General features: G+C 41.5%; 11 protein-coding genes. 1 reads left to right on the top strand and 10 read right to left on the bottom strand.

Annotated elements, in window-relative coordinates; genetic code table 11:
- Positions 1-9: 9 nt before the first annotated feature.
- From BIV16_RS00215 to BIV16_RS00180, 8 genes are all read right to left on the bottom strand, one after another.
- Positions 10-1,176, bottom strand: a complete 1,167-nt coding sequence (locus BIV16_RS00215) for a cation diffusion facilitator family transporter (protein ID WP_075680265.1) — start codon at positions 1,174-1,176, stop codon at positions 10-12.
- Between the two features lie 57 nt (positions 1,177-1,233).
- A complete protein-coding gene (gene lepB, locus BIV16_RS00210; protein ID WP_075679951.1) occupies positions 1,234-1,788 on the bottom strand; it encodes a signal peptidase I in 555 nt (184 codons plus the stop codon).
- Positions 1,789-1,879: 91 nt separating this feature from the next.
- Positions 1,880-2,812, bottom strand: coding sequence for a cysteine synthase A (cysK, locus tag BIV16_RS00205; RefSeq protein WP_075679952.1), 933 nt, complete (start codon positions 2,810-2,812; stop codon positions 1,880-1,882).
- Between the two features lie 41 nt (positions 2,813-2,853).
- The gene (nifU, locus tag BIV16_RS00200) at positions 2,854-3,291 is read right to left on the bottom strand and encodes a Fe-S cluster assembly scaffold protein NifU (protein ID WP_075680266.1); all 438 of its coding nucleotides are present in this window, start codon (positions 3,289-3,291) and stop codon (positions 2,854-2,856) included.
- A gap of 95 nt (positions 3,292-3,386) precedes the next feature.
- The gene (nifS, locus tag BIV16_RS00195; RefSeq protein WP_075679953.1) at positions 3,387-4,568 is read right to left on the bottom strand and encodes a cysteine desulfurase NifS; all 1,182 of its coding nucleotides are present in this window, start codon (positions 4,566-4,568) and stop codon (positions 3,387-3,389) included.
- A 270-nt stretch (positions 4,569-4,838) separates the two neighbouring features.
- Complete coding sequence (locus BIV16_RS00190; protein WP_075679954.1) at positions 4,839-7,007, bottom strand: methyl-accepting chemotaxis protein; 2,169 nt, start codon at positions 7,005-7,007, stop codon at positions 4,839-4,841.
- A gap of 170 nt (positions 7,008-7,177) precedes the next feature.
- On the bottom strand, positions 7,178-8,854 hold the full coding sequence (locus BIV16_RS00185) for a putative ABC exporter domain-containing protein (RefSeq protein ID WP_075679955.1): 1,677 nt from the start codon (positions 8,852-8,854) through the stop codon (positions 7,178-7,180).
- Positions 8,855-8,857: 3 nt separating this feature from the next.
- Positions 8,858-9,628 carry an ABC transporter ATP-binding protein gene (locus BIV16_RS00180; protein WP_075679956.1) on the bottom strand — a complete coding sequence of 257 codons (771 nt, stop codon included), beginning with the start codon at positions 9,626-9,628 and terminating at the stop codon, positions 8,858-8,860.
- Between the two features lie 481 nt (positions 9,629-10,109).
- Here BIV16_RS00180 and BIV16_RS00175 point away from each other — a divergent pair, with 481 nt between their 5' ends.
- Positions 10,110-10,892, top strand: a complete 783-nt coding sequence (locus BIV16_RS00175; protein ID WP_075679957.1) for a hypothetical protein — start codon at positions 10,110-10,112, stop codon at positions 10,890-10,892.
- Positions 10,893-11,277: 385 nt separating this feature from the next.
- Here the strand turns inward: BIV16_RS00175 and BIV16_RS00170 are convergent, their stop codons facing one another.
- Positions 11,278-11,712: an RrF2 family transcriptional regulator gene (locus BIV16_RS00170; protein ID WP_075679959.1), complete on the bottom strand. Its 435-nt coding sequence runs from the start codon at positions 11,710-11,712 to the stop codon at positions 11,278-11,280.
- Positions 11,713-11,868: 156 nt separating this feature from the next.
- Positions 11,869-12,459, bottom strand: coding sequence for a hypothetical protein (locus BIV16_RS00165; protein ID WP_075679960.1), 591 nt, complete (start codon positions 12,457-12,459; stop codon positions 11,869-11,871).
- Positions 12,460-12,588 lie beyond the last annotated feature (129 nt).

Genomic DNA, 12,588 nt, shown 5'->3' with positions numbered 1-12,588 from the left:
ATTCCTCTATTATAAATAGTAATGGTCAATCTGAACAACCGAGTAATAATTTTTTCCTATCTTCTCCTGAATCTTTTGCTGGATATTGTCAAGCAGCTCATCATCTTCTAATTTCACATCATAAGGAACCACAACATCAAAAATGAGGTTTGTATGGCTTGGTCCCTGTACCATTCGAAAATCGTGGATGCTTAAATGCTCCTCTATCTCTTTGACAATCGCTGTTACCTGACTCTTTAATTCTTTTACGTGTTCATCCTTGGTAACAATCGGGTCCATATGTATCGTTGCTTCACATCCTAGCTTGTGCTTTAATTCCATTTCAATCAAATCAATCTCATCATGCGTCTCTAAGATATCGCCCTCTGCACCAACCTCTGCGTGAAGGCTGATCATCTGTCTTCCTGGACCATAATCATGCACAATCAAATCATGAATTCCACACACTTTGGAATGTGACATTACAATATCTTCAATCTCTTTGACAAATTCCGGTTCCGGTGGCTGACCAAGCAGTGGATTGATGGTGTCTCTCGCCGCGTTAATGCCCGCATAGAAGATAAAGCATCCAACAGCTACACCACAGTAGCCATCTATCTTTAAGTTCGTAAAATGACCCACCAGCGTCGCCACAAGGACTACCGTTGTCGCAGCCGTATCGCTCAGACTGTCAAGCGCTGTTGCTTTCATCGCCGCAGAATCAATTTTCTTTCCGATTCTGCTATTGTAAAATCCCATATAAAGCTTTACCAGAATCGCCACAAGTAAAATCACAACAATCAAAACCGAAAACTCGGTCTCCTGCGGATGAAGAATCTTCCCAAAGGAATCCTTAATCAGCTCAAATGCCATGATTAAGATTGCCGCCGCCACTGCAAGGCCGGACATATATTCCATTCTTCCATGACCGAATGGATGCCCCTGGTCTGGCTTTGCCCCGGCCAGCTTAAATCCCAATAATGTGATAAAGGAAGAACCTGCATCGGACAGGTTGTTAAACGCATCTGCCGTAATCGCAATCGATTTGCTGAGTGTCCCTGCCAAAAATTTCCCCAGGAACAGGCACACATTTAAAAGAATGCCAACTATGCCGCAAAGCATTCCATACGCCTGCCTGACCTCCGCCGGCTTCTTCGTATCCTCCTTAATAAAAATCTTTGCCAATAACCCAACCATTTCCATCACCATACCCTTCTTTACAAAAAGCAGCCTTTTCGGGCTGCCTTTCTGATTTTAATTTAATTTTCCTATTTTATTGAATGGCCAGTAGCGAAGTACTGCCTTTCCAAGAATTTTGTCTTCTGAGACATACTTATTTGTCCAGTATCTTGCATCCCAGGAATCATTCCTGTTATCTCCCATCACAAAATAACAGCCCTGCGGTACCTCAAACGTATAAGGACCGGTTGCGACAACCCACTCCTCCTTCAGGTAATCCTCAATCAATGGATATTCAGAGCCGTCGATGTAAACTTTTCCATCCTGAATCGACACCGTCTCTCCCGGAAGCCCGATGACACGTTTTACATAGATTTCATCTTCGTTATCCGGGTATTTAAAAATAATAATATCTCCACGCTGTGGGTCACTTTTCAGATATGCAAGACGGTTTCCAATCAGACGGTCACCTGTCATAATGGTATTCTCCATGGAACCTGTCGGAACGCTTGCGTTAATAATCACATAATTCTTTATCAATAAAGCCGCTACAATCGCAATTGCGAAGGTCAGAATCCAACTTAGGACTTCTTTCCATGCCGGCTCGTTCTGCTGCTCTTTTTCGCTCATATTTTAGTCTCCTTCTACGGTTCTTTCATTTTACCACACTTGCCTGAAGAAAAAAAGCAAACAGATTGTAAACTTTTTCGGTTTCTTTTTCTTATTCGGTAAACAAAGCTGTGGAGTAATAACGATCTCCGCTGTCTGGCAATAATGCAACAATGGTCTTTCCTTTGTTGGTTGGACGTTTTGCAAGCTCGATTGCAGCATATAATGCAGCACCGGATGAGATTCCTACCAGAATTCCTTCGCTCTTTGCAATTTCTTTTCCAATCTGGAATGCAGCTTCATTGGAAACCGGGAAAACTTCATCGTAAATCTTGGTATTTAAAACTTCTGGAACAAATCCTGCACCGATTCCCTGAATCTTATGTCCACCACTGACACCTTTGGATAAAACAGGGGATGTCTCAGGTTCTACTGCAACAATCTTAATATCCGGATTCTTGGATTTTAAATATTCACCAACACCGGTTACGGTTCCGCCGGTACCAACACCAGCGACAAAGATGTCTACTTTGCCATCGGTATCGTTCCAGATTTCCGGTCCTGTTGTCTCACGATGTGCCTGTGCATTTGCCTGGTTGGAGAACTGGGATGGGATGAAGCTGTCTGGTGTCTCTTTTGCAAGTTCTTCTGCCTTGGCAATGGCACCCTTCATTCCTTTTGCTCCCTCTGTCAAGACAATCTCTGCACCGTAAGCTTTTAAAATATTACGACGTTCCACACTCATGGTCTCCGGCATTGTCAAAATGACACGGTATCCTTTTGCTGCTGCAATGGATGCAAGACCGATTCCGGTATTACCGGATGTTGGCTCGATGATAACAGAACCTGGTTTTAAAAGACCTTTTTCCTCTGCATCTTTAATCATGTAGTAAGCTGCACGGTCTTTGACGCTTCCCGCCGGGTTAAAATACTCTAATTTTGCAACAACCGTTGCCTCTAACTGATATTTTCTCTCAATGTTAGTCACTTCTACTAATGGCGTATTTCCAATTAAGCCAAGTGTTCCTTTAAAAATATTAGACATCGCTTTCTTCTCCTTCTTTTTCCCCTGCAATCAAATCAGGTTTAATATTCTTCCTCTTCTTCTTTTTCACTGATATCGTTGACTGGTTTTTCCAATCCTTCAATCTTAATGTGGTTTCTTTCTGCGTAATCCCAAAGTGCTGCGTGGATTGCTTCCTCTGCCAAAAGGGAACAGTGTACTTTCACTGGTGGAAGTCCGTCTAATGCTTCCATAACCGCTTTGTTGGTAACTTCAAGTGCTTCCTGGATTGTTTTTCCTTTTACAAGCTCTGTCGCCATACTGCTGGTTGCAACTGCTGCACCGCAGCCAAAGGTCTTAAATTTTGCTTCCTGGATAATTCCGTTGTCGTCGATATCCAGATACATTCTCATGATATCTCCGCATTTTGCGTTTCCGACAGTTCCCACACCACTTGGGTTCTCCATCTCGCCTACGTTTCTTGGGTTATTAAAATGATCCATTACTTTTTCGCTATACATAATTTTATCCTTTCGTTTCGAAATTGTCATCCTTTATTCTGATAAAGTGAAATTTTCCTTTTTCAAAATAAATGTTATCTAATTACAATTGTAGTTTATTTCTGATGTTTTAAGAAATCTTCATAGAGCGGAGACATTCCTCTTAAACGCTCGATGATTTTCTTTAATTCATCAACGGTAAAGTCAACCTCTTCTTTTGTGTTCTTCTCAGAGATTGTCAGACGAAGAGAGCCGTGTGCTTTCTCATGTGGAAGACCAATCGCAAGTAAAACATGGGATGGGTCTAAGGAGCCTGATGTACAAGCGGAACCACTGGATGCACAGATTCCTTTCTGGTCTAACAGAATGAGCATGGACTCTCCTTCGATAAATTCAAAGGAAAAGTTAATGTTGTTTGGCAGACGTTTCACACGGTCACCATTTAATTTTGCGTATGGAATCTCGTTCTCGATTCTGCTGATAAAGTAATCACGAAGCTTTGTCTCATATTCGCTTCTCTGTTCCATATTATTCTTTGCAAGTTCTGCTGCTTTTCCAATTCCTACGATACCAGGTACGTTGTGTGTTCCTGCACGACGTTTTCTCTCCTGTGCCCCACCATGGATAAAGGAAAGAATCTTGACACCTTTACGGATGTACATCACACCAATTCCTTTTGGTCCGTTGATTTTATGGCCGCTTGCGCTAAGCATATCGATGTTCATAGTCTCTACATCAATCGGAATATGGCCAAATGCCTGTACCGCATCGGTATGGAAAAGAATTCCATGTTCATGCGCAATTTTACCAATTTCTGCGATTGGCTCAATTGTACCGATTTCATTGTTTGCAGCCATGACGGAAATCAAAATGGTATCCGGACGGATGGCAGCCTTTAATTCGTCTAATTTGATTACACCGTTCTCATCTACGCCAACGTAAGTGATTTCAAATCCCTTTTTCTCTAAGTATGCACAAGTGTGTAAAACTGCATGATGCTCAATGGTACTTGTGATGATGTGTTTTCCCTTGGAAGCATATGCCTCAGCGGTTGCTTTCAATGCCCAGTTGTCAGACTCACTTCCGCCGCCGGTAAAGTAGATATCATCTGTTTTCGCATTGATTAAATCTGCCACACTTTTTCTTGCATGGTCAACTGCCTTTTTGGATTCCCCTGCAAAAGAATAAATACTGGATGGATTTCCGTAGTATTCTGTAAAATATGGTTTCATCTCCTCAAATACTTCTGGATAAACCTGCGTTGTAGCTGCGTTATCAAAGTAAATCACTTTATTCATATCTTGTACCTTCCTTTTTCTATGCTTTTGCCTGCGCATAGAAGTTTTCTTATATTTTCGTCTTTCCAGGTTCTCCAGATTCCCAGAAAACCGGATAAATGCTTTGGCTTTTGTTTTATTTCCTAGTTACTTGATAGGATAAGAGTATTATAACGCATTATTTCCTATTGTCAAGATAGGAATTAAATGTTTTTTATCAAGAACATACTCTATAAAACAGGCGTAACAGCACTCTTTTCTGTTACGCCTGAATTCGACTTTTTATGCGCCTTATTCTGTTTTAAATACGGAGATTTCTCCCTTTAATCCATCCATGTTCTCACCAAGAGAATCTGCTGTCTGATTCAGGTTGTCGACATTCTGCTGCAAACGTACCGCTGTATCGTGTACCACCTCTGCACTGCTTGCTGTCTCCTCGATGATTGCGGAGATATTACGCACTGCCTCAAGTGCATCCGTACGCTCCTGGTCTGCTTTATCGACACTTTGTACAATCTCTTTTAATCCATCTACCAGCGTATCCATGCGCTGATTCATTTCATGGAATACCTGGATGACATCCTCAACGGCTTTGGTCTGTAACTGAACCATGGATTCTGCCTGGCTCGCACATTCCACACTGTTTACCGTCTGGGACGTGATATTGGTCACATTTGCACGAATCTCGCCTGCTGCCTTTGCAGAATCATCCGCAAGCTTTCGAATCTCTTCTGCAACGACCGCAAATCCTTTTCCTGCTTCACCGGCACGCGCAGCCTCAATCGATGCATTTAAGGACAAGAGATTGGTCTGCTCGGAAATGTCCGTAATGATGCCGACAAATCCATTGATAATCTCCGTTTCTTCCCGGAGTGCCTGAATACTACTTCCTACTTTTCCGGTCATCTCGGTGGTTGCCTTCGCGCGCTCACCCAGATTATGTACAATATCCATTCCCTGTGTAATCATTTCTTCTGTCTCGTGCACGAGCTGCTCTACATGATCGACCACACGACTTACTTCCTGCATCTCTGTCGATAAGCTGTCCGTTCTCTCCACACATTCCTGTGCATGTACAGACTGTTTTTCCATGCCATCATTAATTTCGTTGATTGCCTTGGTGATATCTGTGGAGTACTCCTGAATAACAGATGATACCTCTTTTACCTCGTCCGCAGAAACCTCAAGCTGTTTTGTTGCTGCATTGACTTTTTGTACGAGATTCTTATTATTCTGTATCATGTTGGTTGCGGAATCTGCAAGTCCCCGGAACTCATCTTTTCCTTTTACTTCTACCGCTACGGTAAGGTTACCCTGTGCCACCTCACCTAATTTATTGGAAATGCGGTTCATATTCTTTTGAATCTGTAATGCAATCTTAATTCCAATCACGGAAACGATTACGGATGCTAAAATCACGAGTGCGACCGCAATTGTACCAATATCGCTTGCCTGTCCTGTAACGGTGGTCATCGGAACCAATGAGCAGACTGTCATGCCATCTACTTCACTCTTACTATAGAAAAACAGGTATGGTTTTCCATTGTAAGTAACCTGTTTCGCGCCACTTAAATTTTCATCCGACACTGCGTTTTGGAAGAAATCCTGTCCGTAGAATATCTGTGTTTCTTCCTTTACGGTCTCCACACCTTTTGCAGTACGTTTGCAGACAATCTCCTTGCCATTTGGTGTGACCAGTCCTACGATACTGCCTTTTCCCATATCAAGCGTACTGATAAAATCACTCAGCGCATCCTCTTTGATATCAATGACAACCACTGCCGTCTTAGAGCTGTTGACGAGCTGGAATGCAATAAAATAATCATCCTCTGTCAGTCCTGTCTGTTCATCTAATACTTGATGTTTATCTGTCCATTTGCTGTCTAGCGTTGTTCCGTTTGAAGAAAGTTCTCCTATGTAATCATCATAAAATCCTGTCAGTCCTGCTCCACTCTTGGTTGAAATCGTGTGGGCACCGCTCTTGGTTATAATATGAATATTGCTGATAAATGCATTGGACGTCTGTGACGCCGAAATACTTGATTTTGTCGTATTGATGATATTGGACTTCTTCGTGGCATCCTTGTCAAACAATCCCATCGCATACTGACCGATGTTACTGTCAAATGCGTACTTGATACCTTCTGCCTCAATAAAGTTATCACTCATATCCAGATACTCGGTTGCCATACAAATCGTCTGCAGCGTCGATTCTTTAAATTTACTGCTCATACCGTCTGCCGCCTTCTGATATGCAGTGTATCCGATGATAATCATGAAGATAATCGGCACTAAAAATGCTAGCAGCAGTTTATTACGGATACTGAAAAATCCTGTTTTGGTCGTACGATTCGTGGATTTTGGTGTACCTGTTGCTACCCTCTGGCGCTTTTTCTTCGCCTGTTTTTCTTTTCCCCAAGCCACCTTCTTCTGTCGTGTCTCTGCCTTGTTCCCTTTCATCTGTAAATCCCCCTTCTTCTTCCCTGTACATTTTTTCGTAAATTTTCGACAATAAATGTTTTTTCAGAAATTATTTTTTTGTATAATTTTACCAAGTTGATTGTACTAGGTTTTGAAGAATTTTTCAACTGATTTTCCAAAGAAAAAACAGGCAGACTCTGTTTTACGCCTTAAGCGGCACCTTCATGTAAAAAAGATGGGTAAATCAGGAAGATAATGGCACCAATCACGCTGTTTCCAAGCGTTGCAACCAACAGTCCACCCACGAATCCAAAGCCGGTTGCTCCAACTACAAATAAAACAATTTCCACCATAATCATGAAGAACTTTAGTACCATCTGAATCATGCTTTTTACCGTGTCAAGCGCAGATGTCGGAATCAACACCTCTAAAAGCACCCCGACCGCCGAGAGCATAAAGTCCATCGTGACAATGCAGAGCATCCAAAGAGCGGTGTTTGCCACACTGTCTTTGCTGATGAGATTTCCAATCACAAGCGCCGGCAGCAAATCCAGCGCGCAGGAACAGCTTCCTGCAGCCATCGCAAAAAACACCTTTTTATAAGGGTTATCCGGCACCAGGAAAAGCCAGTTTCTTGCTGTTTCCATCGCGATTGGATTGCCGTAGGTACGAAAGAACACAAAACCTGCCAAGAGAAAGCCTGCCGGCAGGAAACTTCTGATTTCCAACGCTTTTATACAAAAAACCGGCACAAAAACACAGATTGCGATATACGTTAACATGGTATTCGTCAAAAATCCGCCCTTTGCAAAGCGTTTGCGATTATACATTTCTTTGGTGAAAAATACGCTTGCACCAACACCCGACAGCTCTCCCGTTGTTTTTCTTTCCTTGGTGCGCTTTTTCGCAGTAGCATTTCTTCCTTCTTTTGCGGCATTCATCAGGTCTTCTCTTGTCTGTGCTCCCGCCATGGCATCCTCATAAAAATCTGCTTTGATTCTCCAGATCAAAACAATCATAATTCCCATTCCGGCCAGCAAAAGCAGCAGATACAAAAGGGATGCCGTCATTTTTCCTTCCACGGCGGTCACAATCATTCCCTTATACCAGCCAATCATTGGTATCATTCTAGACCACTTGGACGTATACAAAATGTCCAGCGTCCGTTCCACACTTCTTCCAGATGAAAGGTAAATCGCTCCCGTCACCAATAAAATAATACCGGCAACCGCCAGAATAAATGGCAGCACATATGGTTTTAATTTTTCATAGGTTGCAGTGACCGTGTAAGTAAGCACGGAAAGCAGTTTTTGAAACAGAACCAAAAAAATCCACGCCAGAAAAATTGCAAGCACGGCATACGCACTTAACCCTGCATTCTCAATCAGATTCGGAACCTGGAAAACAAGGTAGATAGAGCCGAGCAATGCCGCCACCATCTGAAAGGTCAGACGGAACATTAAGACCGTCTGCGCCTTTAGTGGCGCCGTAAACAACAGATTCACGTCTGCCATCAAAAAGATGTCGGAACCTTTTTTCGCTCCGGCATACATTCCCCACAGCAAAAATCCCAGGAAAAGGACTTCTGCTCCCGCCTCAATGCACTTGTTCCAAAACGCCTGCGTAAACATCTCATCCATCGTGGTTCCTTCCGTCTGCTGGAGATCTTGTGCATTTTCCTGCTGCTCCTCTTGATTGTCCTCCTGACTAAGCTCCTGCGATATCTCCTCATTCTCTTCCAGACTGGATGTTAAAAGTCCCATGCTGACGCCGAATATGATTCCAATTGCCAAAATGGCTGCTATCACAATCAAAAAGGTGCTTTTGAACATTTTTTTGATGGAATTCACAAAGGTGTGAAACGCATAATATCCTACAAATTTCATTTGTTACACCTCTTCCTTTTCAGTGTTACCTTCGATGACAGCGTCACTTTCAGTGTCAGCGTCACCTTCAGTGTCAGCGTCACCTTCGGTGACGCTAAAGAAAATGTCTTCCAGTTTTTTCTCTGTGTGTGCCATGTCTTCTTTTTTTACAATAGCGGCAATTTCACCTTTTTTCATAATGTAGGTGGTATCCCATAACTCCTCCACACTGTCAATCATATGTGTACTCACAAGAACCGTTGCGCCTTGTTCCTTTAGTTCTACAAAAACTTTTTTCAGTTCTTTTATCGCATGCGGGTCTAACCCAATCATCGGCTCATCAAACAGCACAAGCGAAGGTTTTGGAAGCAGTCCACAACAAATACTTAACTTCTGCTGCATCCCTTTGGAAAGCTCGTCTCCGAATTTTTTTCTTTTATCCGCAAGTTCAAACCGCTCTAACAATTCTTCTTTGTATTTCTTGTAATCCTTTAGCTTATAAGCCCTTGCAATAAACTCTAAGTGTTCCTCTACGGTCAGGTTCGGGTAGAGTGACGGAATCTCTGGAACGTATCCCATAATTCTTTTTGCCTCAATGGATTTGTTGTTTAGTCCATTCACCTGAACCATTCCTTCATATTTTAAAAAGCCCACAATGCATTTGATGATGGTACTTTTTCCAGCACCGTTTTGTCCAAGTAAAATTCCAATCTGGCCATCCGGTATCGAAAAATTAATATCTTTATTTGCCATTACCTTGCGATACTTTTTGGTCACGTGCGAAACCATTAACATTTCTTTCTCCTCCTACATTTGCTTTGATTATCAAACTATTTCTATTATAGCAAACTGGGCGGCGGATTTGTTTTAATATTTCCTTAATGTGGGGGAATGCCATCTCCCTTGCAAGCGCATTTTTTATAGTTTCTGCGATTTTCCTGCTTTACAATTTGACTTGCTTTTGTTACATTAAAAATAGATTTCTGATTTCTATTTTTTCTGAAATGTTCTAATTTTTCTGGTTGTTTTTGATATTTATACTCCCTGTGCTTTCTGCTTTGTACTTCTTACCTTTTATCTTGTGCTTTTTGCTTTTATCCCGTATGCCATACTTTTACCTTGCACTTCTTGTTTTTCGTCTTGTACTTTCTGTTTTTTATCTTGCACCTTCTATTTTTATCTTGTATTTCTTACCTTTTTCTCTAACATATCCTTTACTTTTTGTCTGAACCCAACCCTACGTTGTGCAAAGACAACATTCGAAATGGAGGCTTTTATGAGTTATGAACACGCTAGATTAGAACTTGCCAACCTGAAGGAGAAAATACAATCTCTTCAGAATCAGCTTCGTCGTTTCCCTGAGAAAAATTTATACTGTACCAAAAATGGGACACGTTTCAAATGGTACCAAAGCGACGGTCACACTTCTTCCTATCTTCCAAAATCACAACGCCCTCTCGCAGAAGAGTTGGCTCAGAAGAAATACCTGTCTTTACAACTGGAAGATTTATTAGAGGAACAAAAAGCACTTGAACTTTATTTGAATTACTATCTGTCTCATGTTCGCCACACCGACCAGAGTCTTTTGGAACATAACGCATATCGGGAACTTCTTCTTCCTCATTTGCAGCCACTATCCAAAGAACTTGCAGAATGGGCAGCCTCACCTTTTGAACATAATCGACTTCATCCCGAACAGCTTAACCAAAAGACAATTTCCGGCAACTATGTCCGCTCCAAGTCTGAGGCACTTATCTCTACTATTCTTTCCAAATATCAGATTCCTTTCCGCTATGAATGTGCATTACACCTAAAATCTGTAATTTTATATCCTGATTTCACAATTCGTCATCCTGTCACCGGAGACACTTACTATTGGGAACATTTTGGACTTATGGACGTTACGGAGTACTCCCAAAATGCATTTCAAAAATTATCCCTCTACGCCTCCTGTGGCATTATTCCTTCCATTCAACTTATTACCACCTACGAAACCAAAGCCAATCCCCTTAGCATTGAAACTGTTGATAAACTCGTTCAGGAATTTCTGGCAAAATAGATTTTGTTGGCTTTTCTTTGATTTCAAAACAAAATGGGCGAAGAAAGTTGTCTTTTACTTTCTACGCCCATTTTCGATTTATTTTCCAATAAAAAAGTTGCCTTTTGGCTGTAGCTGAACTCTTTTTCTCCTATACGCCCCGACATCACCACATAGGCGGGGCGTCAAAGCGCTCCTCTTGCGTTCTACGCCCATTTCACCTGTTTTTCCAGCATAAAATACGGGAAAAAGGGCGCCACACAACTTTTTCTAGTTGTGGCGCCCCTTTTTTGGTTGTAACATTCTTTTTCAGTTGTGACATTTTTTTCAATTGCTGCATTCTTTTTCAATTGTAATGCACTTTTCGATTTTACTGAAACTACCTCCAAAAAGCCCCATGACACTTTTAAATCACATACTGACCTGCTTTTTGCATTTCAAAATCTACAAGGTCTGCAAGCGTGATACTGTCTACAACTTCATTGATTGCATCATTCATCTTCTGCCATACCATAATTGTGGCGCAATCGTGTACACGATCGCAGGTGTTCTCTTCATCCTCCACACAAGCAACCGGCGCAAGACTTCCTTCTGTCAGGCGAAGAATCATGCCAACTGTGTATTCTTCCGGTTTCATACGAAGAATGTAACCGCCTTGTGCTCCACGAATACTTTTTACATAATTTGCTTTATTTAAAACAGAAATTATCTGCTCTAGATATTTGTCAGAAATACCCTGACGTCTTGCGATATCCTTTAAGCTGATAGGTTCTCCTGAATTATTGATTGCAAGATCTAACATTAAACGTAATGCATATCTTCCTTTTGTTGATACTTTCATTTAAAATCCATTCCTTCCTATATCGTAATCCCATTACTACATCTTTATCATTCATTTCTAGCATCTAAAACACTATATGCTGGTTTCCATTTTCACAAGACGTATTATATTCTAGTATTCATACTATGTCAATAGGAATTAAATTTCTTGTATCAACTACTCCCCGCTATTTGAAAGCAAATAAGCTGCCAGTTCTGTTTCTTTTCCTTCTTCTGTGCTATATAATCCGATTCCTGCCCGCACCATACTTAGCTCGTACTTCTTTTTCTCACCGGCATCGGATAGCATGACAAGATAGTCTTTCTCACCTTCCGTCTCAACCGTATAGGTTCCGGTTTCTGTTTCGGATGCCTGATATGGTAAATAGGTGTATGTTCCATCCTGCTCAAAAGTATACTGATTCTCATTCAAATCAATCCAGGAACCATATAGGCAATCCCAGTTTCCTATTGCAAACTTTAGCTTCTCCTGGGACTTTTCACTATTTACTGATGATGCAACTGTCGAATCTTTGCCTTCTGTTGATGATGTCTCTGTTGACTTTCCCTGATTCATGGACTCCGATTCTTCCTCGTCGTTTGACGTGGCACTTGAAATCTCCTGACCATCCTTGTTTTCCAGAACACGTTCTGGATTAATCGGCTTTTCTACACGTGCCGTATCTACTTCCGGGAATTCCATCATTCCGCAACCTGTCAAAAAACAGCATCCAATTGCTATCAGAGCTATCAATTTCTTCCAATTCATTCTTCTCACTCCATCTATTTCAATTATCTGTCTTATCTATCCATTCGAATATTTATTCTAAATAGATTTTCTGGATATCCATTCTGGGGCTCTCTTTCATATATTTATTCCGAGTATCTATCCTAAATA

It is taken from the genome of Roseburia sp. 831b (assembly GCF_001940165.2).
Classification (GTDB): domain Bacteria; phylum Bacillota; class Clostridia; order Lachnospirales; family Lachnospiraceae; genus Roseburia.
The sequence above is the reverse complement of the archived record's forward strand: the minus strand, read 5'-3'. Positions and strand labels throughout refer to the sequence as shown.

Bases quoted from the DNA above. Each gene is read 5' to 3' on its own strand.
- BIV16_RS00215 (WP_075680265.1), bottom strand. From the start codon at position 1,176: ATGGTTGGGTTATTGGCAAAGATTTTTATTAAGGAGGATACGAAGAAG.
- lepB (WP_075679951.1), bottom strand. From the start codon at position 1,788: ATGAGCGAAAAAGAGCAGCAGAACGAGCCGGCATGGAAAGAAGTCCTA.
- cysK (WP_075679952.1), bottom strand. From the start codon at position 2,812: ATGTCTAATATTTTTAAAGGAACACTTGGCTTAATTGGAAATACGCCA.
- nifU (WP_075680266.1), bottom strand. From the start codon at position 3,291: ATGTATAGCGAAAAAGTAATGGATCATTTTAATAACCCAAGAAACGTA.
- nifS (WP_075679953.1), bottom strand. From the start codon at position 4,568: ATGAATAAAGTGATTTACTTTGATAACGCAGCTACAACGCAGGTTTAT.
- BIV16_RS00190 (WP_075679954.1), bottom strand. From the start codon at position 7,007: ATGAAAGGGAACAAGGCAGAGACACGACAGAAGAAGGTGGCTTGGGGA.
- BIV16_RS00185 (WP_075679955.1), bottom strand. From the start codon at position 8,854: ATGAAATTTGTAGGATATTATGCGTTTCACACCTTTGTGAATTCCATC.
- BIV16_RS00180 (WP_075679956.1), bottom strand. From the start codon at position 9,628: ATGTTAATGGTTTCGCACGTGACCAAAAAGTATCGCAAGGTAATGGCA.
- BIV16_RS00175 (WP_075679957.1), top strand. From the start codon at position 10,110: ATGAGTTATGAACACGCTAGATTAGAACTTGCCAACCTGAAGGAGAAA.
- BIV16_RS00170 (WP_075679959.1), bottom strand. From the start codon at position 11,712: ATGAAAGTATCAACAAAAGGAAGATATGCATTACGTTTAATGTTAGAT.
- BIV16_RS00165 (WP_075679960.1), bottom strand. From the start codon at position 12,459: ATGAATTGGAAGAAATTGATAGCTCTGATAGCAATTGGATGCTGTTTT.